This is a genomic window from Kitasatospora sp. NPDC092286 (assembly GCF_044755565.1).
Classification (GTDB): Bacteria; Actinomycetota; Actinomycetes; order Streptomycetales; family Streptomycetaceae; genus Kitasatospora.
In genome coordinates this window covers 43903-69859 of record NZ_JBIVRD010000014.1, presented here as the reverse complement: position 1 = coordinate 69859, position 25957 = coordinate 43903, and the positions used below count along the sequence as shown (strand labels likewise).

Annotated in this window: 19 protein-coding genes and 2 pseudogenes; 13 read left to right on the top strand and 8 right to left on the bottom strand. The window is 72.2% G+C overall.

Translation table 11 applies throughout. The features are described 5' to 3' along the window. Nucleotides 1–10: 10 nt before the first annotated feature. The gene (locus ACIQIB_RS16670) at nt 11–946 is read left to right on the top strand and encodes an SGNH/GDSL hydrolase family protein (protein ID WP_400758623.1); all 936 of its coding nucleotides are present in this window, start codon (nt 11–13) and stop codon (nt 944–946) included. 96 nt (nt 947–1042) lie between these two features. On the opposite strand, the gene ACIQIB_RS16665 is transcribed toward ACIQIB_RS16670, so the two are convergent. Next, the gene (locus ACIQIB_RS16665; RefSeq protein ID WP_400758621.1) at nt 1043–3472 is read right to left on the bottom strand and encodes a lamin tail domain-containing protein; all 2430 of its coding nucleotides are present in this window, start codon (nt 3470–3472) and stop codon (nt 1043–1045) included. A 266-nt stretch (nt 3473–3738) separates the two neighbouring features. Further along, nucleotides 3739–4725 (bottom strand): LuxR C-terminal-related transcriptional regulator, encoded by a 987-nt coding sequence (locus ACIQIB_RS16660; protein ID WP_363613621.1) that lies wholly within the window; start codon nt 4723–4725, stop codon nt 3739–3741. Nucleotides 4726–5110: 385 nt separating this feature from the next. Between ACIQIB_RS16660 and ACIQIB_RS16655 the strand changes: the two genes are divergently transcribed. From ACIQIB_RS16655 to ACIQIB_RS16645, 3 genes are all read left to right on the top strand, one after another. Next, nucleotides 5111–5344, top strand: coding sequence for a hypothetical protein (locus ACIQIB_RS16655; RefSeq protein WP_400758619.1), 234 nt, complete (start codon nt 5111–5113; stop codon nt 5342–5344). A gap of 7 nt (nt 5345–5351) precedes the next feature. Then, complete coding sequence (locus ACIQIB_RS16650) at nt 5352–5621, top strand: hypothetical protein (RefSeq protein ID WP_363613625.1); 270 nt, start codon at nt 5352–5354, stop codon at nt 5619–5621. 243 nt (nt 5622–5864) lie between these two features. After that, nucleotides 5865–12056: a DNRLRE domain-containing protein gene (locus ACIQIB_RS16645; RefSeq protein WP_400758617.1), complete on the top strand. Its 6192-nt coding sequence runs from the start codon at nt 5865–5867 to the stop codon at nt 12054–12056. A 93-nt stretch (nt 12057–12149) separates the two neighbouring features. Here the strand turns inward: ACIQIB_RS16645 and ACIQIB_RS16640 are convergent, their stop codons facing one another. After that, entirely contained in the window at nt 12150–13277 is a 1128-nt protein-coding gene (locus tag ACIQIB_RS16640) for a HoxN/HupN/NixA family nickel/cobalt transporter (RefSeq protein WP_400758616.1), read from the bottom strand. Nucleotides 13278–13539: 262 nt separating this feature from the next. Between ACIQIB_RS16640 and ACIQIB_RS16635 the strand changes: the two genes are divergently transcribed. From ACIQIB_RS16635 to ACIQIB_RS16625, 3 genes and pseudogenes are all read left to right on the top strand, one after another. Next, a complete protein-coding gene (locus ACIQIB_RS16635; RefSeq protein ID WP_400758614.1) occupies nt 13540–14508 on the top strand; it encodes a hydrolase in 969 nt (322 codons plus the stop codon). Nucleotides 14509–14577: 69 nt separating this feature from the next. Beyond that, nucleotides 14578–15177: pseudogene (locus tag ACIQIB_RS16630) on the top strand (transposase); the annotation flags it as partial. Between the two features lie 35 nt (nt 15178–15212). After that, complete coding sequence (locus tag ACIQIB_RS16625; protein ID WP_400758611.1) at nt 15213–15656, top strand: hypothetical protein; 444 nt, start codon at nt 15213–15215, stop codon at nt 15654–15656. Here the strand turns inward: ACIQIB_RS16625 and ACIQIB_RS16620 are convergent. From ACIQIB_RS16620 to ACIQIB_RS16605, 4 genes are all read right to left on the bottom strand, one after another. Further along, nucleotides 15599–16522 (bottom strand): DUF317 domain-containing protein, encoded by a 924-nt coding sequence (locus ACIQIB_RS16620; protein ID WP_400758608.1) that lies wholly within the window; start codon nt 16520–16522, stop codon nt 15599–15601. The genes ACIQIB_RS16625 and ACIQIB_RS16620 overlap by 58 nt on opposite strands. Continuing rightward, complete coding sequence (locus ACIQIB_RS16615; protein WP_400758606.1) at nt 16441–16809, bottom strand: hypothetical protein; 369 nt, start codon at nt 16807–16809, stop codon at nt 16441–16443. The genes ACIQIB_RS16620 and ACIQIB_RS16615 overlap by 82 nt, the downstream gene beginning before the upstream one ends. Next, complete coding sequence (locus ACIQIB_RS16610; RefSeq protein ID WP_400758604.1) at nt 16809–17459, bottom strand: hypothetical protein; 651 nt, start codon at nt 17457–17459, stop codon at nt 16809–16811. The genes ACIQIB_RS16615 and ACIQIB_RS16610 overlap by 1 nt, the downstream gene beginning before the upstream one ends. 353 nt (nt 17460–17812) lie before the next feature. Next, nucleotides 17813–18301, bottom strand: coding sequence for a hypothetical protein (locus ACIQIB_RS16605; RefSeq protein ID WP_400758602.1), 489 nt, complete (start codon nt 18299–18301; stop codon nt 17813–17815). Nucleotides 18302–18353: 52 nt separating this feature from the next. On the opposite strand from ACIQIB_RS16605, the pseudogene ACIQIB_RS16600 reads away from it, so the two are divergent. The 6 genes and pseudogenes from ACIQIB_RS16600 to ACIQIB_RS16575 all read left to right on the top strand — a co-directional run bounded on the left by ACIQIB_RS16600 (nt 18354) and on the right by ACIQIB_RS16575 (nt 25088). Next, nucleotides 18354–19786, top strand: a pseudogene (locus ACIQIB_RS16600) (IS1380 family transposase). 356 nt (nt 19787–20142) lie between these two features. Then, on the top strand, nt 20143–22092 hold the full coding sequence (locus ACIQIB_RS16595) for a CocE/NonD family hydrolase (RefSeq protein ID WP_400758600.1): 1950 nt from the start codon (nt 20143–20145) through the stop codon (nt 22090–22092). An 89-nt stretch (nt 22093–22181) separates the two neighbouring features. Beyond that, a complete protein-coding gene (locus ACIQIB_RS16590) occupies nt 22182–22481 on the top strand; it encodes a hypothetical protein (protein WP_400758598.1) in 300 nt (99 codons plus the stop codon). A 57-nt stretch (nt 22482–22538) separates the two neighbouring features. Then, a complete protein-coding gene (locus ACIQIB_RS16585; RefSeq protein WP_400758596.1) occupies nt 22539–22832 on the top strand; it encodes a type II toxin-antitoxin system PemK/MazF family toxin in 294 nt (97 codons plus the stop codon). A gap of 316 nt (nt 22833–23148) precedes the next feature. Further along, the gene (locus tag ACIQIB_RS16580; protein WP_400758594.1) at nt 23149–24282 is read left to right on the top strand and encodes a hypothetical protein; all 1134 of its coding nucleotides are present in this window, start codon (nt 23149–23151) and stop codon (nt 24280–24282) included. A 107-nt stretch (nt 24283–24389) separates the two neighbouring features. Beyond that, entirely contained in the window at nt 24390–25088 is a 699-nt protein-coding gene (locus ACIQIB_RS16575) for an aspartate/glutamate racemase family protein (RefSeq protein WP_363615011.1), read from the top strand. Between the two features lie 349 nt (nt 25089–25437). On the opposite strand, the gene ACIQIB_RS16570 is transcribed toward ACIQIB_RS16575, so the two are convergent. Further along, entirely contained in the window at nt 25438–25899 is a 462-nt protein-coding gene (locus ACIQIB_RS16570) for a nitroreductase/quinone reductase family protein (protein ID WP_400758592.1), read from the bottom strand. Nucleotides 25900–25957 lie beyond the last annotated feature (58 nt).

Genomic DNA, 25957 nt, shown 5'->3' with positions numbered 1-25957 from the left:
AGGAGGAACCGTGCTCCGCCCTGCCCCGAAATCCCGTTCGGCCGAGAAGTCCGCCCTGCTCGGCGCCGTCGCCCTGGGCGCCGCGCTCGCCCTGACCTCCACCAGCGCGCAGGCCGCCACCGCCGCCCCCCGGCACTACGTCGCGCTGGGCGACTCGTACGCCGCCGGCGCCGGTGTGCCCGGCCAGTCGGCCGGCCTCTGCCTGCGCTCCGACCGCAACTACGGCCACCTGGTGGCCGCCGCCCTCAAGGCGGGCGCGTACACCGATGTCACCTGCGCCGCGGCCAAGGTGAAGGCGATGACGCAGCCCCAGTACGACGCCTTCCTCCGGGTCAACGACCCGCAACTGGACGCCGTCACCGCCGACACCGACCTGGTGACCCTCGGCATCGGCGGCAACGACCTCGGCACCAGTGACCTCGGGGTCGGCGACGTGATCGCCACCTGCCTCGCCGGCGCGGTGGTCAACCCGCTGGGCACGCCCTGCCGGGACGTCTACAACCACGGCTACCGGGACTGGAGCAGCTGGTCCTGGCAGTACGGCAACGACGACCTCGCCGACCGGATCGCCGCCGCCGGGCCGAAGATCGCCGACGCACTGCGGCGGATCCACGCCAAGGCGCCGAACGCCCGTGTGCTGGTGGTCGGTTACCCGTCCGTGCTGCCCGCCGACGGGGCGGCCTGCGTACTGCGCCAGCCCATCACCCCGGGGGACGTCGAGTACCTGCACGGCGTGCTCGGCCGGCTGAACACCATGCTCCGGTCGACCGCCGCCGCGGGCGGCGCCACCTACGTGGACACCGCGGCCCCGACCGCCGGCCACGACGTCTGCTCCGCCGACCGCTGGATCGAGGGCGCGCTGCCGGGCTCCCCCGCCGTGCCGTTCCACCCGAACGCGACCGGCGAGAAGGTGATGGCGGACGCGGTGCTCGCCGCCCTGCGCTGACGCCGGCCCGGGCGGCCGGCCGGCCCGGACAGCCGACCCGGAAAGCGCCCGAGGGGGCGCGACCGAACCCCGGTCGCGCCCCCTCGGTCTCGCACACTACGGCTTGATGCGGACCACCTGCGGGTCGTGGTCGCTCGCCTGCTGGGCGAACTCACTGTTGATGTGCACCACGTCGTACTTGGCGTACCCGACCTCGGGGCTGACCAGGATGTGGTCCAGCACCTGCGAGTTGCCCTGGTAGACGTAGGAGTACTGCTCCTTCTCCGGCAGCTCGTTCACCAGGTCGCGCAGCACCCGGTCCTTGGTGAGCGCGGCCAGCGCGGGCGAGAACTGGTAGTCGTTGAAGTCGCCCAGCGAGACGATCTTCGCGTTCCTGTCCGCGGCCAGCAGCTTGGCGACGAAGGCCTGCTCGACGGTGGCCTGCTTGATCCGCTGCGCCTCGGAGCTGCGGACCGGGGCCTGGAAGCGGCTGTCGATGCCCTGGTCGCCGCCCTTGCTGTTGAAGTGGTTGGCGATGACGAAGACCTTCTTGCCGCGGAAGTCGAACTGGCCGACCAGCGGCTTGCGGCTGTTGGCCCAGGCCTCGTCGGTGGGCGAGATCCGGCCGGGCGAGGCGGTCAGCGAGGCGGCGGAGCCCTTGCCGGCCACGTCCACGGCGGAGGTCGCGGAGCCGCCGGGGATGTCGGTGAAGGAGACCCGCTGCGGGTTGAACAGGAAGACCTGGCGGATGTTGCCGCCGGGCTCGCCACCGTCCTTGTTGTTCTCCGGGTCCACCGAGCGCCACTCGTAGGCCGGGCCGCCGGCCGCCTTGATCGCGGCGATGAACTTGGCGACGGTCTCGCTCGCGTCCACCGTGCCGTCGTTGGTGGCGCCGTTGTTGTCCTGGATCTCCTCCAGGGCGACGATGTCGGGCGAGCGCAGGTTGGTGACGACGCCCTGGGCCAGCTCGGCGAACTTGGCGTCCGGGTTGCCGGGGGCGAGGTTCTCCACGTTGTAGGTGGCGATGGAGAGTTCGCGGTCGGCGGTCGGGGCCGTCACCTCGCGCTGGAGGTGGTTGTCCTGGAGCGCGCCGAGGGTGCCCGCGACGAGGGTGTAGCCGCCGAAGGCGTTGTAGTCCAGCGGGCCGGTGGTGGTGCCGGTCAGCACGTCGCCGACGTTGGCGACCGGGAACGGCTGCTGGGAGACCGGCGCCTGCTGCTGCACCATCAGGCGGCCGACGTTGGGCTCGGCGTACGACTCGTACAGCACGCCGCCGCGCGCGCTCTTCTGGTCCTGCTTGTCGGCGGCGACCCAGAGCTCGTTGTACTTGTCCGTCGCCTGGATCACCCGGACGTCCTTGACCTGGACGAGCATGCCCTCCAGGGACTCGAAGAAGTCCAGGGTGTACTTCTCCGGCTGGAGCGGGAGCGACTCGATGGTGCCGCCCGCCGGGGCCTGCGGGGTGTAGGTGCCGGGGATGTTGCGGGTGTCCACGACGACCGGCGCCGGCAGCGGGTTGCCGGAGGAGACCACGGTGACGGCCGGGTTGGTGAGCTGGGTGAGCGACTGCGAGCCGCTGTTGAAGTTCGGGTAGTACTCCGTCACCTTGCCGGTGACCAGCACCGAGTCGCCGACCTTGACGGTCGGGGTGGCGCTGCCGGTGTAGACGAAGATGCCCTCGCTGGTGGCCGGGTCGGCGTCCGGGTTCGGGTCCTGGATCCAGAAGCCCTTGGAGCCGTAGCCGCGGACGCCGGTGACGATGCCGGGCACGCCCGCGATGGTCGCACCGGTACGGGTCGAGAGGCGGGTGCTGCCCTGGATGTCATGGATCCGGACGCTGCCCGGCTCGGTCGGGCCGGTCGGGGTGGAGCCCTCGGCGACCTCTCCCTTGCTGTTGGTCGGCGTCGGGGCGCCGGCGGTGAAGTCGGCCGCGTTGTCGTCGGTGTCGGCGAGGTCGGCCCGGCGGGCCACCGAGGCGGTGTTGGAGGCCCCGGCGGCGGCGGCCGAGCCCTCGTGGATCACGGCGGTGCCGAAGCCGGCCAGGTCGCGCACGCGCGGGTCGGCGGCGCAGTCGGCGGCGGTCTTGCAGGTCAGCGGGTCGGTGCCGCGGACGAGGGCGACGGTGCCGCTGGTGCCGGACAGCGCCAGCGAGCCGGCCGCGTCCGGGGTCGGCAGGTCGACGGTGCCGCCGGCGCCGGCCGCCTCGCCGACCAGGTAGCGGCCGCCGGGGGCGATCGAGCCGGTCAGCGGGGTGACGCCCCACTGGGAGGCCGGGCCCGGGGTCCCGGATATGTACTGGACGCTCCAGCCGTCCAGGCCGAAGGCCGCACCGCCCTTGTTGGCCAGCTCGACGAAGTCGTTCTTCAGGGTGGCACCGGAGTTGCCGCCACCGCCGTACACCTCGGAGATCACCGCGTCGGCGGAGGGCGCGGCCACGGCGGCCGGCAGCGGGACGAGCACCAGCGAGACGGCCAGCCCGGCCGGGAGGAGGGTGGCGCGCAGCAGGGCCCGGCGGGAGCGGGGGCGGGGAGCGGGGGGCGTGGTCACCGGGGCAGGACTCCTTGCTCAGCCGTGCGGCACGGTCGGGACACGGCGGACGGGGGTGGCACGTTCGCCCGGCGCAGGTGGGACCGCCGGGCCGTGAGGGTGGGTCAGGCAGGCGCGGACAGCGCGCTACCCGCGTAGAAGACAGCCGCGGGAGCCGGACGGCCGTCCCCCGCAGCGCTCAAGATACGCGCGTAGAAAATGACGCGACAAGACCCCGGTGGTGAACTTTCGGTACCGCCGCCCAGGTCTCCGGCCCGCACGAAGCCCTACAGCCAGCCCCGCTGAGCCGCCTTCAGACCCGCCTCGAACCGGCTCGCCGCGTCCAGCCGCTCCATCAGCGCGGCCATCTGCCGGCGTACCGTCCGCACCGAGACGCCGAGCCGCTTGGCCGCCGCGTCGTCGGTGAGCCCGGTGGAGAGCAGCCGCAGCAGCTCGCGCTCGCCGGCGCTCAGGCCCGTGCCGACGTCCTCGGGCTGGTCGTCGCCGAGCGGGACGGCGGTCTCCCAGGTCTGCTCGAAGAGGGCGACCAGCGAGGCGACGATGCCCGGCTCCTCCGTGCACAGCGCGCCGAGCCGGGTGTTCTCCGGGTCGATCGGCACCACGGCCGCGCGCCGGTCGAACACCAGCATCCGGGGCGGCAGCACGGGTGCGGTGCGCACCTTGCCGCCGAGGCCGGTCATCCAGCGGGCGTAGGCGAAGGTCTCCGGGTCGTTGCGGACGCTGTCCTGATAGATGGTCCGCAGACTCATCCCGCGCCGCAGGGCGTCCTCGTCCAGCGGCCGGGAGGCGGCCAGGCTGGCCGCGGACTGCGCGCCGCCGGGCATCACCGCCAGGCACTCGCCGGCCAGCCGGGCCGTCAGCACCTCCAGCTTGGCCTGGATCGCGTCCAGGCCCACCAGCCGCTCGCCACCGTCCACCAGGGTGCTGGTGCGCAGCATGGCGTACTCGGCGACGGCCCGCGCGACGGCCGCCTTGGAGACGGCCAGCTCCTGCTGGCGGCGCGCGAGTTCCTCCTCCTGCCGGCGCAGCAGCAGTTCCAGGCCGCGCTCCGGGCTGACCGGCCAGAACGCGCCGGGGCGGTCACGGGAGGCCCGCAGCAGGGTGAGGTCGGCGAGCCGGTCCAGGGCCTCGCGGACGGCGGCCTCGGGGAGTCGGAGCCGCTCGCAGAGTTCGGCGACGCCACCCTCGGGGTCGGTCAGCATCTCCCGGTAGACGGCCTCGGCGGTCGCGTCCAGCCCCAGCAGCTCCAGCACTTCAGCGACCCCTGATCAGTCGAACGGATGTCCGGTCGGCCCACCGGTTCGATCTTTCCGCCGCCGCGGCGCCGCCACAAGACATGATCCGGTCAAGCGCCCGGGCGGCCCCGGGCGGCCGCCCGGCGGGGTGCGCCCGGCGGGGGTTGCAGCAAGCTGCCTGTCCTGATGCTGCCCGCGGTTGCCCCTCCCGCCGCCGGGCGGACGCCGGGAGGATTCACCCTGCGCGCAGCCATCCTCGTGACCCACCCTCACCTCCGTTCAGTCCCGTTCGCCTCCGTTCGTCCCAGAGCCCGGCCGAGCCCCGAACCCGGCCGGGTCCCGGGCCCGAACAGCCCTGAGCCCGAACAGCCCCGCACCTCCCCTGCACAGAACAGGAACCGTCGTGCCCAAGACCGTCCGCCCGCTCGCCGTCACCGTTCTCGCCCTCGCCCTCGCCGCGGCCGCCGCACCCGCCTTCGTCGCCCAGCCCTCCCCCGCCGCGCCCGCCACCGCCGCCGTCACCGTGACCGCCGCCGGCGGCGCCGACGACGGCGGCATCGGCTGGGACACCCCGCCGGCCGGACCGGTCGGCTGGGACGGCGCCCCCGTCGACGGCGGCACCATCGGGTGGGACTGACCTCCCGGTGTTCGCCGTCCACCTGACCCTCCTGGACGTCTCCGCCACCCCGCCGGGCGAGGCCGGGGCCGCCGACGTCCAGGCCGCCCTGTGGGGGTCCGCGGGCCCGGGCGACGGCCTGGAACACGTGCGTGCCCGCGCCGTCCCGGAGGGCGTCGGTCTGGTGCTGTACGTCCGGGCGCCGGACGAGGCCGTGGCCGAGCTGCGGGCGAAGGCCCTGCTCGACCGGGCCCTGGCGGCCGGGCCGTCCGGTCGCTTCGCACTGCCGCTGGGGTAACTCCGCGACCGTGCGCGCTTTCTGATCTTCCGGGCGGGTTTCCCCCCATCCCGGTCCCCCGCCATTTTGGCCGATTCATATCGATCGCTTTACCCCCTCATGACTGGCATGGCCACATCACGTGAGCTATGCGCAGCTCCGTCGGCATGCTCCACCAGCCGTCGGAGCCGACCGCCGGAGCCGAGCCGTCGAGCCCGCCGGAAACAAGCCCGTCGAAGCCGTCAAGACCCTCAAAGGAGCCCGATGCCACACCCCCACGGCGCACTCCCCCGCCCAGGAGCCGGAGACGCCGCACCGCCCCCGACCGCCCGGCGCCGCCACAACGGCGTCCTGCGCAAGACCGCCGTCGCGCTCGCCGTCGTCCTGGCCGCCGAGTCCGCCGCCGTCATCATGGCGACCGGCCAGGCCGTCGCCGTCACCCCGCAGGCCCCGACCCCCCAGCAGGCCCAGGCGCTCGGCCCGGCCGAGGCACCGGACCTCGCCACCGCCCACCTCAAGGCCCGGCTGGAGAACCGCCGGATCGAGGTGACGGACGAGCGCACCGAGTCCACCACCACCTGGATCAACCCGGACGGCACCACCACGCTCGACATGGCCACCGGGCCGGTCCGCTACAAGGACAAGTCCGGAAAGCTCCAGCCGATCGACGTGAACCTCGCCCGGCAGGCGGACGGCAGCGTCAAGGCCAAGGGCCACCCGCTGAACCTCGCCCTGGCCGGCGCCACCCCGCCCGCCGCCGTGTCCGGGTTCAAGGCGGCCGGCGCCCCGGCCGGCGACCAGCAGGCCCCGGCGACTCCGCTGCTCTCGCTGGACAACGGCGCCGGCACCGCGATGTCGCTGTCCTGGCGCGGCACCCTGCCCGCGCCCACCGTGGACGGCGCCAAGGCCCGGTACGAGAACGCGCTCACCGCCACCGACCTGGTCATCGAGTCCACCCGGACCGGCTTCGAGCAGTTCCTGGAGCTCAAGGACCGCTCGGCGGTCGCCGCCAACGGCAGCGTCACGCTCACCCTGAACGCGGCCGGCCTCCAGGCCCGGCACAACGCCGACAACTCGGTCTCCTTCCTCGACCCGAAGACCGGTCAGGAGGCCGGCCAGCTGCCCGCGCCGGTGATGTGGGACGCCCAGGTCGACGAGCGCAGCGGCGACCACACCCGCACCGCGCCGGTCACCCTGAAGGTGACCCAGCGGGGCGACGACGTCGACCTGACGCTCACCCCCGACGCGGCCTTCCTGAACGACCCGAACACCAAGTACCCCGTCACCATCGACCCGGCGGTCAACATCGGCGTCGGCTTCGACACCTTCGTCCAGGAGGGGTACGGCACCGACGTCTCCTCCCAGACCGAGCTGAAGCTGGGCAACAACGGCTCCGGCCAGAAGGCCCGTTCGTTCCTGCAGTTCCCGATGGCGAAGATCAGCGGCAAGCAGATCACCAGCGGCAAGCTCAACCTGTGGAACTTCCACTCCTGGTCCTGCACCGCCAAGGGCTGGGAGGTCTGGGACACCGGCAGCGCGAGCACCAGCACCCGCTGGACGGCGCAGCCCGGCTGGAACCGCAAGTGGGCCACCTCCACGGCCACCAAGGGCTACTCCAGCTCCTGCAACGACGGCTGGGTGAACCAGGACATCACCGCCCTCGTCCAGGCCTGGGCCGGCAACGGCAACGCCAGCAACACCCTGGGCATCCGGGCCACCGACGAGAGCGACCCGTACGGCTGGAAGAAGTTCAACTCCGGCAACGCGTCCTCCAACACGCCGTACCTGTCGGTCACCTACAACACCCCGCCGGCCGTCTCCACCCTGCTCAGCCCGGCCGACGGCGCGCTCACCGGCGACGCCAAGCCGACCCTGTCCGCCAAGGCGACCGACCCCGACGGCGGCAACATCAAGCTGGACTTCGAGGTCTGGGCCGCCAACGGCACCGCGGCCCTCCAGGCCGGCAACACCCCGTACGCGGCCTCCGGCTCGACCTTCACCTGGTCGCCCACCACCGCGCTGGCGCCCGGTGGTTACAAGTGGCGCTCGCGCTCCTGGGACGGCACCGCCAACAGCGCCTGGTCCGGCTTCCGCTCGTTCACCGTGGACACCACCGCGCCGGGCACGACCACCGTGTCCTCCGGGGACTTCCCGGCCGGCCAGTGGGCGGGCACCCCGGACGCGAACGGCGGCTACAGCGGCTCCTTCACCTTCACCCCGCCGACCAGCGACGTGAAGGACATCCAGTACCGGCTGGACGGCGGCGCCTGGGTCACCGTCGCCACCACCGGCGCCCCGGTGAAGGCCACGCTCGGCTTCAAGGCGGGCGCGCACACCGTCACCGCGCACACCCGGGACGCGGCGGGCAACGTCTCCGCCGACAAGACGTACACCTTCTACGCGGGCAAGGGCTCGGCCCTGGTCGCCCCCGGCGCCGGCGAGCGCCCGGCCCGCCGCACCTCCCTCCAGGCGGAGGGCAACAGCACCTACACCGGCGTGCGCTACCAGTACCGGCGCGGTGAGACGGACGCCTGGAAGGACGTGCCGGCCGCCAACGTCACCACCACCGACGGCAAGGCCGTCACCGGCTGGCCGTTCGCCGCCCCCGCGGGCAAGCCGGCCGCGCTGACCTGGAACATCACCGACACCCTGGCCGAGAACGGTCCGGTGGACGTCCGCGCGGTGTTCACCGACGGCACGGCCACCGACGCCACCGAGCCCAACACCGTCACGGTGGACCGCAACGCGGGCACGGCGCCCGAGACGACCGTCGGCCCGGGCAAGGTCAACACCCTCACCGGTGACCTCGCCCTCGCCGCCACCGACGCCGCGGGCTTCGGCCTCTCCGCCGAGCGCTCCTACTCCTCCCGCCGCCCCGCCAACGGCTCGGCACAGGAGGGCCAGGCCGCGATCTTCGGCCCGCAGTGGAGCTCCGGCACCACCGCCGACATCACCGACGTCGCCTACCGGTACGTCCGTCAGACGTCGCCGACCTCGCTCGCGGTGGTCTCCGCCGACGGCGCCGAGACCGGCTTCACCGCCACCGGCGCCGGCGGCTGGAAGCCCGAGCCCGGCGCCGAGGACCTCACCCTCACCGGCGCGCTGACCGGCTCCTTCACCCTGAAGGACACCGCCGGCACCACCGTCACCTTCGCCAAGGTCGACCCGGCCGCCACCACCTGGCAGGCCACCGGCTCCTCGCTGCCCAGCGAGAACTCCACCACCAGCGTGGTCTCGGAGAAGGTCGTCACCGGCGGCAAGACCCTGGCCCGCCCGAAGTACGTGGTCGCGCCGACCTCGGCGGCCGCCTCCGCCACCTGCGCCGCCGTGCCCGCCACGGCCGGCTGCCGGGTGCTGGAGTACGTCTACGCCACCGCCACCACCGCCACCTCCGCCGCGCTCGGCGACGTCACCGGCCAGGTGAAGCAGATCCGGCTCTGGTCCACCGACCCGGGCGCCGCCGCGGCGACCCCCGTCGTGGTCACCCAGTACGCGTACGACGACGCGGGCCGGCTGCGCGAGGTCTGGGACCCGCGGATCAGCCCGGCGCTGAAGACCGCGTACGGCTACGACGCGGCCGGCCGGGTCACCACCACGACCGGGCCCGGCGAGCTGCCGTGGACGCTGGAGTACGGCAAGGCCGGCAACGCCGCCACGGCCGGCGACGGCATGCTGCTCGCGGCCTCCCGGCCCGCCCTCAAGCAGGGCAGCAAGGACGTCACCAGCGGCACCGCCACCACCTCCGTCGTCTACGACGTCCCGCTGAGCGGTGCCAACGCGCCGTACCCGCTGGGCCCGTCCGACGTCGCGGCCTGGGGCCAGAGCGACGCCCCGACCGACGCCACCGCCGTGCTGCCGCCGGACGCCGTTCCGGCGAGCCACGACGGCAAGGCGCTCGGCACCAACGCGTACACCCGCGCCTCGCTGACCTACACCAACGCCTCCGGGCGCGAGGTCAACACCGCCACCCCCGGCGGCGGCATCACCACCACCGAGTACAACGCCTTCGGCAGCACGGTGCGCACCCTCTCCGCGGAGAACCGCATCCTGGCCCTCGCCACCACCGGCAAGGACCTCGCCACCCTGCGGGAGCTGGGCATCGCCGGCCGCTCCACGGCCGACCGCGCCCAGGTGCTCTCCTCGCTGTCGGCGTACTCGGCCGACGGCAAGCGCCTGGTCGACCAGCTCGACCCGCTGCAACTGGTCACCCTGGAGCACGGCCTGGCCGCCTCCGGCACCAGCCCGGCCCTCGCGGCCGGCGCCGAGGTCCCGGCCCGTGCCCACACCGTCACCGCCTACGACGAGGGCCGCCCGGCGGACGCCGCCGTCAGCGACCGCTCCACCACGGTGACCTTCGGCGCCCGGGTCGACGGCTACCCCGCCGACGCCGACGCCCGCACCACCGCGACCGGCTACGACTGGGCCAAGGGCCTGCCCGTGCGGACCGTCCAGGACCCGGCCGATCTGAAGATCACCACCACCACCGGCTACGACGCGGCCGGCCGGGTCGTGACCCAGAGCCGCCCCAACTCCAACGGCTCCGACGCGGCCACCACGGTGACCACGTACTGGAGCGCCACCGGCACCGGCGCCTGCGCCGGGCGCCCCGAGTGGGCCGACCTGGTCTGCTCCACCGGCCCGGCCGCGCAGATCGCCGGCGGCGGCGCCAACCCGCTCCAGCTGCCGACCAAGACCCAGCAGTACGACCGCTGGGGCAACCCGACCGTCCTCACCGAGGTCGCCAACGGCGTCACCCGCACCACCACCCGCGGCTACGACGCCGCCGGGCGCCCGGCGAAGGTCTCCGTCACCGGCGGCACCGGCGCCCCGGTGGCCGACCTCACCGTGAGCTACGACCCGGTCAACGGCCAGCCCGCCACGGTCACCAACGGCACGACCACCATCGCCCAGGGCTACGACCGGCTGGGCCGCGAGGTCTCGTACGACGACGGTGCGGGCAACGTCACCACCACCGAGTACGACCTGCTGGACCGGGTGGTGAAGCGGTCGGACTCCGTGCCGTCCACCACCACCTACGGCTACGACACCGCCAAGGACCCGCGCGGTCTGCCCACCTCGCTCACCGACTCGGTCGCGGGCACCTTCACCGCCGGCTACGACGTCGAGGGCCGGCTGACCACCCAGACGCTGCCCGGCGGCAACACCCTGACCACCAGCTACGACAGCCGGGGCATCAAGACCGGCAAGACCTACACCAACCAGTCGGGCACCGTCCTGCTGGCCGACACCGCCGACTACACCGTCCACGGCCAGCAGGCCGGCCGGACCCAGAGCGACGGCAACAGCACCACCAGCGACTACACCTACGACTCGACCGGCCGGCTCACCAAGGCCGCCGACACCACCGGCCTGGCCTGCTCCAGCCGCGCCTACACCTTCGACAAGAACAGCAACCGGACCGGCCTGACCACCGTCTCGGACGACTGTGACCCGGCCACCAACGACACCGTCACCACCACCGTCAACTCCGGCCACGACACCGCCGACCGGCTCACCGGCCCCGGCTACGCCTACGACGCGCTCGGCCGCACCACCACCCTGCCCAAGGGCACCGCGCTGAGCTACCACGTCAACGACCTGCTGCGCGGCGAGACCCTCGGCGACCAGCGCAAGACCTGGGACCTGGACGCGGCCGGCCGGCTGGCCTCGGTCACCACCGAGGCCAAGGGCGCCGACGGCACCTGGGCCGTCACCGAGCAGTCCACCAACCACTACGGCGCCGGTACCGACAGCCCCACCTGGTCCAGGACGGCCGCGGGCAAGCTCACCCGCAACGTCCAGGACCTCACCGGCCAGCTGACGGCGGCCACCGGCCCCGACGGCGGCGTCGTCCTGCTGCTGACCAACCTGCACGGTGACGTCTCCGTCCAGCTCTCCCCGGACGGCACCGAGGACCTCGCCGTCTACCACTACGACGAGTACGGCAACCCGGTGGACGCCGCGGCGAGCACCGAGTACGGCTGGCTCGGCGGGGCGCTGCGGGGCGGCGACAGCCTCAGCGGTCTGACCCTGATGGGCGCCCGGGTCTACGACTCCGGCACCGGCCGCTTCCTGCAGCTCGACCCGCTCCAGGAGGGCTCGCCCAACCACTACGGCTACCCGGTCGATCCGATCACCATGGACGACCTCACCGGGCTGGCCTGGTACAAGAAGTACACCGCGACCTTCAGCCGGAGCGAGGCGAACACCCTGGCGGCCGTGCTGTACGCGGCGGGCGGGTTCGCGAAGTTCGTCGGCAAGGTGCTGCAGAAGGTCCCGCACATCGCCGCGCGGATCGTCGGCTGGGCCCTGTGGGCGCTCAGCTACCTGGCCAAGTACTGGGCCAAGGACATCGCCAAGAAGGCCAACCGGGGCCGCGGTGGCGTGAAGATCTACGCCGGGATCTGGCGCTCCTGGGGCATCCCCTACCCGAAGGTGGAGATCCACGGGCGCTGACCCGCCCTGACCGGTAGCAGCGAGGACCGAGGAGAAAGGGCCGGGCGGCCCGGGGTTCACCCCCCGGGCCGGCCGGCCCTCGGCCGTCTGCGGCTACTCGCGCTCGACAGTGGTGGACCCGGTCGCCAGGCCGGCCGACCACTTCTCCTCGACCCGGCCGAACTTCCAGTACCCGATCGCCGCCACCCAGGTCAGCACGAACAGGCCGACGATGGCGTAGCCGACGAAGTTGAGGTCCAGCTCGCTGATCCAGGCGATCGGCCCGCTGGTGATGTCCAGCTTCTCGCCGAGCAGCCCGAGCAGTTCGATCGAGCCGATCACCAGCGCGACCAGCACGGACAGGCCGGTGACGGTCAGGTTGTAGTAGATCTTGCGGACGGGCTTGGAGAACGCCCACTCGTAGGCGAAGTTCATGAACGAACCGTCGATGGTGTCCAGCAGGCTCATCCCGGCCGCGAACAGCACCGGCAGCACCAGCAGGGCGTACCAGGGCAGTTGGAACGCGGCCGCACCGCCGGCCAGGACCAGCAGGGACACCTCGGTGGCGGTGTCGAAGCCCAGGCCGAACAGCAGACCGACCGGGTACATGTGCCAGGGCTTGGTGACGGCCCTGGTGACCCGGCCCAGGATGCGGTTCATGAAGCCGCGCTTGTCGAGCTGCGCCTCCAGCTCGGCCTCGTCGAACTCGCCCTGACGCATCTTGCGGAACACCTTGAGGATGCCGTTGAAGGCACCCAGGTTGATCAGACCGATGAGCAGCAGGAACGTCCCGGAGACGGAGACGCCGATCAGGCCGGTGGTCTCGTGCAGGGTGGAGTCGTCCGACTCCACCTGCCCGGCGAGGGACTGGATGCCGAAGGCGAGCAGCGCGCAGAGGCCGAAGACGATCGAGGAGTGGCCCAGCGAGAACCAGAAGCCGACCGAGAGCGGCCGCTTGCCCTGGCCCATCAGCTTGCGGGTGGTGTTGTCGATGGCGGCGATGTGGTCCGCGTCGAAGGCGTGCCGCATGCCGAGGGTGTAGGCGGTGAGGCCCATACCGGCGCCGAAGACCTGGCCGCCGACGTCGTAGTGCTCGGGCGCGATGACCGCGAGCAGGGTGAACCAGCCGATCACGTGCAGCGCGAGGATGAAGCCGCCCATGCCGGCCAGGCGGACCCACTCATCGCGGGTGAGCCGGTCGCGCCATCTGACGGCGGTGGCACCTGCGGCGGGGCTGGACATCGTGTCGTCCTTTCGGGGGGGGTGACGACGGAGCTGGGCCATCTTTCCCCCGGCGGGGAAGTACTTGCAAGTCATGTGCAATTACGGATTGGCGGCGATCGGGCACGGAGCGTGTGAAGGGCCATCCCGGCGATCGCCATGCACCGTACAAATCCTTGTAACCTCCGGAGGCTTTCGGCGGCCCCGCCACGCGCGGATACTCACGTTCTACGCGCGAATACTTCGGGCGCCGACACCTCAACTCACCACGGAGGAAAGGCATATGATCCGCATTCGAACCGCTGCGGCACTGGCCGCCGCGGCGCTGCTCGCGGCCGGCCTCACCGGTATCGCCCCCACCGCCTTGGCCACTCCCGCCGCCCAGGCCGCCGCTCCCCAGGCCGCCGCTCCCCGGGTTACCGGGACCCAGCACCGGGTGCTGTTCGACAACAGCAAGGCCGAGACCGCCGGCAACGCCGACTGGATCATCAGCACCAGCCAGCCCGACCCGCTGGCCCAGAACGCCGGCCCCACCTCCGAGAAGAGCTGGACCGGCGCCCTCTCCGCCTGGGGCGTCGCCCTCCAGAAGACCGGCCAGTACAGCCTCAAGACCCTCCCCGCCGGCTCCACCATCAGCTACGGCACCGGCGCCGCGCTCGACCTCGCCAACTTCGACACCTTCGTCGTCCCCGAGCCCAACATCCGGCTCAGCGCGACCGAGAAGTCCGCTGTTCTGCGTTTCGTGCAGAACGGCGGCGGGCTCTTCCTCATCTCCGACCACACCCAGAGCGACCGCAACAACGACGGCTGGGACTCCCCCGCGATCATCAACGACCTGCTGACCGACAACGGGGTGAACAACAACGACCCCTTCGGGTTCTCGGTCGACCTCAAGAACATCACCACCGACAACCCGCGCGCGGTCAACGACGCCACCGACCCGGTGCTGCACGGCACCTTCGGCACCGTCACCGGCTCGATCCTGCGCAACGGCACCACGTTCACGCTCAAGCCCGCCGACAACCCGTCGGTCAAGGGCCTGCTCTACCGCACCGGCTACAGCGGCACCACCGGCGCGTTCTTCGTCACCAGCACCTTCGGCAGCGGCCGGGTCGCGATCTGGGGCGACAGCTCCCCCGTCGACGACGGCACCGGCCAGCCGGGCAACACCCTCTTCAACGGCTGGGACGACCCGGCGGGCACCGACGCCGCCCTCGCCCTCAACGCCACGGCCTGGCTCGCCAAGGCCTAGAAGGCTGATGAGGATGTTGGGTTCTGGCCCCGCTGCGAGAGCGGTGGGGCCAGACTCGTTTCTGTGGCGGTGGGGGAATGGGTCGGGGAGACGGTCGGTCCGGATGTGTGGGAGATCTGCCGGGAGTTGATCCCGGTGGGGAGTGTGTTCGCGTTCCCGGCCGGGCATCGGGGGCGTCTGTTCCCGGTGGCGATGTTCGCGGACATGTATCCGTCGGCGAACGGCCGTCCGAGCATGCCGCCGCAGATCCTGGCCGCGGTGATCACCCTGCAGGCCCTGCACGGCCTGTCCGACTTCGAGACGGTCCAGGAACCGCGGTGCGGCCTGCGGTGGAAGGCCGCCTGCGGACTCGGGCTGAACGACACCGCGTTCGACCCGTCCCCGCTGTCCTGCTTCCGCCGCCGGCTGGCCCGCTCACAGTGCCCGAACCGGGTCTTCGAGGCCGTGCGGGAGGTCGTGGACGCGACCGGCGTGCTCAGGGGCCGCCAGAAGCGGGCACTGGACTCCACCGTGCTGGACGACGCGGTCGCCACCCAGGACACCGTCACCCGGCTGATCGCCGCCGTCCGCACGGTGATCCGCGAGGTTCCCGGCGCCGGTGCGGTCGCGGCCGCGCGCTGCACCGCGCACGACTACCGCGATCCGGGCAAGCCCCGGATCGCCTGGAACTTCGACAAGATCGACAAGACCTGGATCGGTGGTACATGCACAGCAGGTTGCTGACGGCGGTCCGGACGGAGCGGAACCCCGGCCGGTCCGGGTTGCTCTGGCTGTTGGACTGCGCGTTCCGCTACGCCGTGGTGTTCATGATCGGGTGGACGCTGATCTCGTTGACGGCTCCCCGCCGGTACGACCCGGCGCAGAGCGAGACCGGAGGTCGCCTCGACCTCTGGAACTCGTTCACGGGCTACATGAAGTACGGGCCAGGCATGCTACTCCTCGTGGGCGGCTCCACCCTGATTCTGCTGGCACTGATGGCGAAGCTGCGGCGGAGCCCCTCACCCGGTGACCTCAGAGCCGTCGCCATCATGGTGCTCATGCTGCCGGTGGTGTTCATTCTGCCGGTGGGCACCGGAGCCATGCTGGCCATTCAGGTAGGCGTCCAGGCCTTCTTCGTGATGGTCCTGATACCGGTCGGCAGCAGGTAGTCCGGCAGCTCAAGGAGGCCTCGCCGAACCCTGGTTCGGCGAGGCCTCACTGCTTCCGGCGACAGCCTGATCATCCGTTCACTCCTCCGGCGCGGCTTCGGCGAGGACTTCGAGGACAGGGCGGAGGAGAGGGTGGGTGTCGACGCGAGCGCGGGTGGCGGCGTGGGGTCGGTGAGCGCGAGGGCGATCGCGTCGACGGCGGCGGTGGGGGTGCCGGTCGTCGCCATGGCCTGCCAGTAGGTCGGGTATCTGCCGTTGTCGCGGGGCCCGATCTCGACGTACAGGTGTGGCCGGGACATGAGGTCGAGTGCGTCGCCCGGTGGGTCGATGCGGATCTGGACGCGGGCGAGCCGGTCGGGGGCTTCGAGGTCCAGTTCGCCGTTGCGGTAGGTGCTGCGCCAGCCGGCATCCTGGAGGATGCGGATCAGGGCCCGGCGGTCGGTGGGTGCCTTGAGCGCGGGGTGGCCTTCGCCGGTCCAGTCGATGCCGGAGCCGGTGCGGGCGAGTTCCTCGGCCACGGCCGTAACGAACTCGGGCGGGGTCTCCTTGGAGAAGCCGGCCTGCCACTGGGGTGGGCCGAGCGGGTCGCGGGCGGCGGCGATGTGCCACCAGGCGCCTGGGTCGAGTTGCCCGTCGACGAGTCGGAAGCGGTGGTCCGGGCTCCAGGCGAAGCTCCAGCTCAGCTCCGTCGCGGTGCTGTGTCCCCATGCCCACTCGCCGGTCAGCCGCTCGAATACCTGGTTGGCGTAGGAGCGGCCGGCCAGGTAGGCGGGGGCGACGTCGATCAGCGTGTCCGGGTCTGCGGGGATGTCGGTTCTCCTGGGTTCTTGGGGACGGCGGTCGTGGGGTTGGGCGGTGGTGTGCACCGTGTGCTCTGGGCGTGGACGGCGGTCTGCCGAGCCTGGCGTTCCAGCCACCAGGTCAGGTCGGGGTCGATGCCGAGGTTGGTGTGGCCGGCCGCTGTCAGGAGGTCGGCGGCGTACTCGATCCGCAGGAGGGCGTCCTCGGGGTGGGTGCCGACGGGGAGTTCGTGCATGCCGAGGTCGGGGAGGTAGGTGAAGCCGGCTTGCTCCAGTTGGCGGGCTGCGCCGGGGCGCCGGTTCGGGCTGCCGCCGATGGCGACGACGGTGGTGCCGAAGGTGATGTCGGCCATCAGCGCGCCCGGCGCGGGCCCGGCTTCCCGGGTACGGCGGGTGCGGGGGGCTGCGCCGGGGTCGGTACGGCGGGGCGCGCCTGGGTGGCGGCGGTTGCCGCGTGGCGCCTCGGGCTCGGGGCGCGGTCGTCCTCGTGCAGGGTTCCGAGGGCCTTCATGCGCACCGCGGTGTCGGTGAGCTGTCTGTGCATGTCGTCGAGGGTGCGGGCGTGTTCGGGGAGGATATCGGACAGGTCGTCGCCGGGTGTGTGCCCCAGCCTGGCGGCCCAGCCGCCGAGGGCACCGGTGAAGGTGGCGAGGCGGGCCAGGGCACCGTCGCTGCCGAAGACGGTGTCGGCGTGCCGGGCCACGGCTTCATGGTCCTGGTCGGCTTCGGCGAGGCGGTAGGTCAGTAGGGCGAGGTCGTGGCCGGGGTCGGGCGATCGGGTCTCGACGAAGGTACGTGCCCGTGTGCCGAGCCTGGGGTCGAGTTCGACACCGAACCCGAATGTGCGAAGGTCGTTCGCCGCGTCGACCGCGGTGACGATCTGTCGTGCCTCGTCGAAGTGCGCGGGTAGTCGCAGTTCCATGCCCGGGCCGTTGCTCGCCGGTTCGGTGAACTCGTGATTCTTCAGAACGGTCAGCGCGAGTTCGTTGAGGGGCCCGTTCACGACGGTGCACCCGTCGGGCGAGCGCTTGATCGTGTAGGTGGGGGTCGTGTTGGCGATGGTGGTGTCCTTACGGGTCCTCCGGCAGTCGGCGGTCCTGCCGGCCGGGTCGGACGGTTGGGCGGCCCCGGTCCCGGTTGTCGACGAGGTCGTCGACGCGGTTGGTGGACAACAGCGGTCGTGAGTTGCGCCGAGGGGTGATCTCGCGGGCGTCAGCAGGCGTCCGGGTGCGGTCGAGTGTCGCCGGCCATGGATCGGGGGGCCATGGAACGGGGCGTTGCCGCCCGCGCACGGCAGTCGGCACCGGGCCGTGTGTACTCCTCGTCCGGGAGCGGGCCGTCAGCCGCCGCGGTGGTTCAGCGGCGCCGGGCAGCGGGCGTGGTGGAGGTCCACACGACGCTCCATGGTGAGACCGGCACCGCGCTCGAGGGCGGGGCGGTGACCGAGCGCAGCCGTGCGGCCATGCGTTGAACGTCCAAGGGGCTTGGTGCAGGCTGGGTGATCGGTCTGATCGTCGCCGTCTGCTTGGCGTAGTAGGCGAGCGCGTCCCGGTAGCGTGGAACAGGGCTGGGGTCGAGCATCGCCTTGGATGCGGCGTGGAGAATCCGGGCGGGGGTGGTGCCGCTGAACCTTCCGTACCAGCCGATCGATTCGACGGTGTCGATGGTGAACCGGCCGTCCTGGCCGGCCTGCTCGCGGTCGTCGACGCGGAGAGCGCTGGCCCGGTAGGTGACGCTCGCGGGGTTGTCCGGCGAACGCAGCGTGAGCGCGCCTAGCCTGCGCGTTTCATCCGGGGTCGCGTCCGGATCATGATCGGAAAAGCGAAAGTGCCTTCTGAGCTGCAACGATGAGGCTTGTCTAAGGTCCCAGTCGTTCCAGCAGGAAGGCACTTTCTGCGTGCACCCTACCCGCTCACGCCCCAAGCTCGTCATCAGCGCCGACGGGCACGGAGTGGTCAACCACGCCGGCTCGCGCCTACTCGCGGATCTCGCCGACGCCGCCACCCTGACCGGTGCCTTCTCCGACGCCCCGCGCCGGCTGCGGCCTCGCGGCACCGGGCACGATCCCGGCCGTGTCGCGGTGGACCTGGCGGTGATGCTCGCCGACGGCGGCGAGGCGATCGCCGACCTGGTCGTGCTGCGCGACCAGCGCGACGTGTTCGGCCCCGTCGCCTCCACCCCCACCGCCTGGCGAGTCCTGTCCGGCATCGACACCGCAGCCCTGAACGCCCTACGGGCAGCGCGGGCCACGGCCCGCGAGGTCGCCTGGCTGCAGGCCTCCGAGACCGGACGCGACATACCCGCCTCGCACGCCGGAGGACGTGAACTTCCGGGCCTGGTCCTGGACATCGACGCCACCCTGGTCACCTGCCACTCCGAGAAGGAACAGGCCGCCCCACCTACAAACGCGGCTTCGGCTACCACCCGCCGCTGTGCTTCCTGGACAACACCGGCGAAGCCCTCGCAGGTCTCCTGCGGCCGGGCAACGCCGGAGCGAACACCGCCACCGACCACATCACCGTCATCGACCAGGCCCTCGCCCAGATCCCCGACGCCCACCGCCACGGCACCCCGGTCCTCGTCCGCGCCGACAGCGCGGGCAGCGCCAAGGCCTTCCTGGCCCACCTGCGAGGACTGCGACAGCGCGGGATCCGGACCACCTTCTCCGTCGGACACGCCGTCACCGACCCCGTCCGAAAAGCCATCCGCGCCCTGCCCGAACAGGTCTGGCACCCCGCACTGGAACAGGACGGCTCCCTGCGCGTCGGCGCCGAAGTCGCCGAGCTGACCGGCCTGGTCGACCTCACCGGACACCCGGACGACACCCGCATCATCGTCCGCCGCGAGCGCCCCCACCCAGGAACCCAGCTGTCCCTCTTCGACCAGAACGAAGGCATGCGCCACCAGGTCTTCCTCACCGACACCCCCGTCGCCGGCGGCGGCTCGATCCAGCATCTGGAGGTCCGCCACCGGGCCCACGCCCGGGTCGAGGACCACATCCTCCCCCAGACTCCGTCCGGGGGTACCCCCAGCGGCAAGACCACCGGCTTCGGCCGCTTCCCCTCCCGCCACTTCCACATCAACCAGGTCTGGCTGGAGCTGTCCCTGACCGCGATCGACCTGCTCGCCTGGACCCGGACCCTGCTGCTGGACGGCGAACTGGCCACCGCCGAACCGAAGAAGCTCCGCTACCGGCTTCTCCACACCGCCGCACGCATCACCCGCGGAGCCCGACGCCTACACCTGCGGATCGCCGCCACCTGGCCCTGGCGCCACGAACTGACCGCCGCGTTCAACCGCCTCGTCGCCCTGCCCCGACCGGCCACCTGACCGACGGAACCGCCACTGCCCGCCCACGACCCGAGGACCCACAGGAGCACCCGACCCACGCGACGGGCCCCCGGCACGCCCGCACTCGCCAGCAGCCTCATCGCGACCGGCCCGGAAGAGCAACCCAGCTCAGCCAACCCCAACCGAAACGCGGAGGCTAGGGCCCGCTCCCGGCGCCCGCCGGGAAGGCTCACCAGGAAATCGGCGGCCTCGTCGCCTACTGTCGGAATGCTGACGCCCGCGGTGCGGGCGGGCCCACCACCCGCCCGCACCACGGGGCGCCGACCGGGAGCCGCCGGGAGCCGCCGCGACGCACCGGGAGCCCTGGGAAGCCCTGGGAATCGCTGGGAGCCGCCATGCCTTCGCCCCTTCCCCCCGCCGCCGGCCGGTCGCACCCCCGGCCCATCACCCGCGAGGACCTGCGCATCCCGCTGTCCGACGGCACCGAGCTGTACGCCCGGGTCTGGCGCCCGCTGGACGACGCGCCCGTCCCCGTGCTCCTGGAGTACTCCGCCGGCCGCCTCACCGACTGGACGGCCGCCGAGGACTCCCGCCGCCACCCCTGGTACGCGGGCCACGGCTACGCCTCCGTCCGCGTCGACCTCCGCGGCCACGGCAACTCCGGCGGCCTGCCCGGGGACGAACACTCCGAGGCGGCGCTCGCCGACGGCGTCGAGGTGATCCGCCTGCTCGCCGCACGGCCGTGGTGCAGCGGCCGCGTCGGCCTGTTCGGCCACGGCCGGGCCGGCACCACCGCCCTGCGGCTGGCCGCCCTCGCCCCGGACGCCGTGCGGGCCGTCGTCACCGCCTGCCCCGACGGCGGACACCGCCTCGGCGGCGCCGTCCTCGCCGCCGGCCTGCACGCCCGCCTCACCGCCCTGCTCGCGGGCGCGGCCCGGCCGCCCGACCCTCGCTACGTCGGCGACGGCTGGCGGGCGATGTGGCTCGCGCGGCTGAACGCCCTGGAGCCGCCCGTCGAGGCCTGGCTCGCGCCGCGGGGGCGGGACGAACCGGCCCGCCTCACCGCCGCCGTCCCCACCCTCGCCGTCGCGGGCTGGGACGACCCGTCCTGCTCCCTGGTGCTGCGCCTGCTCGACGAGTCCGCCGCCCCGGTCCCCGTCCGGGCCCTGGTCGGCCCCTGGCCGCACGGGCTGCCCGACGACGCCCTCCCGGACACGCTGCGCTGGTGGGACCACTGGCTGAAGGACATCGACACCGGCATCCTCGCAGGCCCCGCCCTGCGCAGCTGGATCAGCACCCGCTGGGCCGGCGACGACCTCTGGCCCTCCCCCGACGTCCGCGACATCCACTACGGCCTCGACGGACCGCTGCGCGCCGCCGGCACGGCGTCCGACGACCGCTTCGTCCGGGTCCGGTCGCCCCAGCACACCGGCCTGAACGCCGGGGCGTACATCCCGCTCGGGCGTCCCGCCGACCGGCCGTCCGACCAGCGCGAGGAGGACGGGCGCTCGGTCTGCTTCGACTCCCAGCCGCTGCCGGAGCCGCTGGAACTCCTCGGTCTGCCGTCCCTGCGGCTGCGGCTGCGCCCGGGCGAGGCGAGGCCGGGCGAGGCGAGGTCGGGCGGCGGCCTGATCGTCGCCCGGCTCTGCGACGTGACCCCGGACGGCACCTCCACCCTGCTCAGCCGGGGCGTCCTGGCGCTCCCCCCGTCCGCCGACGTGCCGGCCGGTGCTCCCGCGGACGCCACCGTGGAACTCTCCGCCACCGGCCACACCGTCCCGGCCGGCCACCGCCTCCGGCTCGCCCTCTCCTCCGCCTACTGGCCGTGGATCTGGCCCACCCCCGGGGCGACGGGCTTCGACCTCGACCCCTCCCGCAGCACCCTCACCCTCCCCGTCCGCCACCTCGCCGCCGACGCGGGCGCCGCCCCCCTCACCGTCGAGCGCCCCGCCCTCCCCGACCCGATCCACCTCCACGTCACCGAGCCGCTCACCGCCCGCCCCGAACGCCTCGCCCTCCACGACATCGGCCGCCACGAATGGCGCGTCGAACTCTCCCCCGCCACCGACGGCACCCGCACCCACCCCGACGGCCTGGTCCGCGACGAGCACAGCGTCACCGCCTACCGTGTCCTCACCGCCGCCCCCCTGAGCGCCCAGGCCCGCACCGACCACAGCGTCCGCCTGGAACGCCCCGACATCGGCTGGGACACCACCGTCCAGACCCGCACCGAACTCCGCTGCGACGCCACCCACTTCATCGTCCACTGCCATGTCAGCGCCTTCGAAGCCGGCGGCCTGCTCTTCACCCGCGACTGGCACCACCGCATCCCCCGCGAGGGCTGAAAGATCACGGAAGATCCCGGTCCGACGACGGCCGCAGCCATGCTGCTTGCCTTGCCGCTTACCACGCAGCACAGACTGCCGCACGACATGTGACCAAGGTGAGGATCCGCAAGAGCGTCCCGTTGACCGACGAGGACCAGGTCCACCTCCAGCAGCTGCGCACGCCGGGCACGCCCGAACACGAGGCACTCAGCCAAGTGACCGGGATGCTGCTGCCCGACGACGCCTCCGAGGCGGAGACCCCGCACGCCCTCCTCCTGGCCGGGCGGGCTGCCGTCACCAAGCAGGTCATGATCGGCGGATATGCCGCCCTGGCAGCGGCCGAGGACGACGAGGACCGCGCCGACCGCCGAGCCGTGCGCACCCGCGCGGCCCACCGGGGGGACTGAGTCACTGTGGGTTCAGAGATCGCGTCCCCGTGCCAGGCCGGGTCTAGCCGGGTCTACATGGCCGACATCGGCACAGGCCGGAAGCCCTGGCTCGTCGTTTCCGACAACGCCCGCAACCGTGCGCTGTCGGACTGCCTCGCCGTTCGACTGACCGCGAGCGTCAAGCCCGACCTGCCCAGCATCGTCCGGCTCACGGCGGCCGACCCGCTGGTCGGCCACGTCCTGTGCGACGACATCGCGTTGCTCCACCGCAGCGACCTCGAAGAGGACCGAGGCGCCCTCTCACCCTCGACGATGATGAAGGTGGCCGCCGGCCTCCGCGCCGCTCTCGCCCATGAGCGGGCCGCCTGATCCCGCACAGCGCGCCCCCACCAGGGCCGGCCCCGTCGGCCCCGGGCCGCTCCGGGCTGTGGCCCGGGGTGGCCGGGCGGGCTCCGTCTGAAGCTTTCGGTCCCCTCGCGGCAAAACCTTCACCGCGGCCATAAGCCGCACACCGTGGCCGTATTGCGCGAGGCCGCACGTGCACGATCGCAATGGGCCGCAGGCCGGTGGGCCGAGAGCGAATCCAACCCCTGCGGACTGTCGGACCGGTCACAATCGACGCGGCACCCCGGCCGGTCGGCAGCTGGCCGAAAAAGATCATTCACCCAGGCCGTACCGCCCGCCCGTGCTGGCCGAAAGCTTTCCCTTCCAGGCGCCGCACGGCCGTGATATCAATTGGGCCGCCAGTCCGACTGTGCAGAGGCCGATCCGCCGCCGGGCCGGGAATCGGATTCCGGGGCGTCGTCTCTCCAGCTTCCGCAGCGGACGGCCGCGCCGGCGTGCCTGGGCCAACTCGACGATGAAGCAGCTCGCCAGCATGCCCAGGGGCCTCTCCAGCGACTCCGACCTGATTGTCCTCCCCTACCTGGGGGAGATCGTGGAATTCGCCGACCGGCTTTCCGCCAATCCCGGAGACAAGAGGACAGAAGCCCTCCTGAGAGACCGGGTGAGCACACTTCGCGACTGTTTCGAAGGATACCGTGCGCAGGCGTCCGCAATGGTGGGGAGTCTCCAGGGCCAGGCCGGGATCTTCGCAGCCGATGCGGGCACACTGACGGGTATCGCGGACAAAGCCGTCAGGACCCAGGGGGCGGACCGGGCCAAGGTTACGTCCCTGAACAGCAATATCACCGCACTTGAGGGTGAAATTTCAGGCCAGGTGGCGCCCATCGTCGGCGGATCACTCGGCACGCTCGGCGGCATCCTCATGGGCGTGCTGGCAATCGCCCTCGCCCCGGCCACCGGCGGTATGAGCCTTTTCCTTCTGATACCCGCTGTTGCCGCGGTCGGGGGCTCAGTGACGATCGTCACGCTCGCCTCGATAAAGATCACCGAGCTCAAAGGCCAGATCGAGGCCCTGCGCGGGCAGATCAACGAGTTCAACGACGACATCGTCACCCTTCAGAAAGCGGCCCAGAACGCCAATCAGTTTGCGGCCGAACTCGGCTCGCTGACGAGCCCGCTCGACGTGGTGACCAAGCCTTGGCTGTCCGCACACGAATACTTCACGCACGTGGAGGGAGATCTCGACGCGGCGAGGACATCACAGGACTGGGCCCAGCTCCATCGGGAATTCACCCAGACCAGGCAGGAATGGCAGACCTGGGTCCAGACCTTCAGGAGCATGGAGTTCGACGTGAAGGTGGCCCCTGACGCGCACCTCACTCTCGGAATGAGCGAGGCGCAGATCGGATCCGCGGTGTCCGCCTCCCGACAAATCAGCTCCATCGAATACCTGGAGCGGATGGGATCGTTCTAGCCCCGATCGTGCATGACGGCTCGCCGGCTTTGTTGGCGAGCCGCTCCTGCGACCCCGCGCCACCGCAGCTTTGCCCTCAGCGCATTTCGCGGGTTATACATGACCCCATGAGGACACTGGGCCTGATCGGTGGCATGAGCTGGGAGTCCACCGCCGAGTACTACCGGCGGCTGAACGAGCTGACCCGCGAGCGCCTCGGCGGTCTGCACTCCGCCCAACTGGTGCTGTACTCGGTGGACTTCGCCGCCATCGAGCAGCTCCAGGCCGAGGGCCGCTGGACGGAGGCGGGCGAGATCCTCGCCGGGGCCGCCCGGTCCCTGGAGGCGGCCGGCGCCGAGTTGCTGCTGATCTGCACCAACACCATGCACCGGGTGGCCGACCAGGTGGCGGCGGCGGTGTCGGTCCCCCTGCTGCACCTGGCCGACGCGACCGCCGGCGCCGTCCGGTCGGCGGGGCTGCGCCGGATCGGCCTGCTGGGCACGGCGTTCACCATGGAGCAGGACTTCTACCGGGGCCGCCTCGAAGCGAACGGCCTCGACGTCGTCGTCCCCGACGCGGCCGGCCGCGCCCTGGTGCACCGGGTCATCTACGAGGAGCTGTGCCTCGGCATCGTCCGGGAGGAGTCCCGCGCGGCCTACCGCCGGGTGATCGAAGAACTGGTCGCCGCCGGCGCCGAGGGCGTGATCCTGGGGTGCACCGAGATCGAGCTGCTGATCGGTCCGCAGGACAGCCCCGTCCCGGTCTTCCCGACGGCCCGCCTCCACGCCGAGGCCGCCATCGACGCGGCCCTGGCGGACGAGGACTGACGCACCCCGCCGGACCGTCCCGCTGCCCTTGACCCTCCGGAGGCAGTGCCGCGGCCGGGCCCCGATCGCCGGGTGGCGCCACCGCGGTCGCCCTGCTGGCCGGTTCGGCGCTGAGCCACGCACGTCCTCGTCGACCTGCGGACGACGGGTACGTCGATGCCGCCCGAGCAGGTGGGCGTGCTGCTGGACGGCCACGCGGCGCTGCGCCGATTCGCCGCGGGCGGCGTCTGCGGATGGAGGCGCGCTCGCACGAGCACACCCACGCCGCGGCCTCGGCCGTGGTGGAGGCTCTGGCCCAGTCCCACCTGCGGCTGCTGGACCCGGCGTAGGCGCCGTCGCCCGTTCCGGCTCAGTCCGTGTTCGTGTCCGTGGCCGTCTCCGTGTCCGTGTCCGTGTCCGTGTCCGGGCTCCGGGCGATGGTCAGCACCGGGATGCGACGCCCAGTGCTGGCCCTGAACTCGGCGAACCTGGACCGGCGGGCCTCCGCCAGCGCGTAGAGCCGGTCGTGCTCGGCGTCGTCCATGACCGGTGCGGCCGTCGCCCGGTAGGTCTCGTGGCCGGTCTCGACGATGAGTTCGGGCTGGGCGACCAGGTTGTGGTACCAGTCCGGGTGCCGGTCGGACCCTCCGTTGGAGGCGATGACGAAGAGCCGGTCGCCATCGGTGAAGCAGGCGAGCGGAGTGGTGTGCGACGCGCCGGTCCGCGCACCGGTGGTGGTGAGCAGGACCATGTCCAGCCCCGTGAAGCGGCCGCCGACCTTCCCCCCGTTGGCCCTGAACTCTTCGATGACAGCGGCGTTCTCGTACCTCATGGCGTGAGCGTCTCCCTGAGTCGGTACATGTCGAGGGAGCAGCAGAGTAGTACGCCGC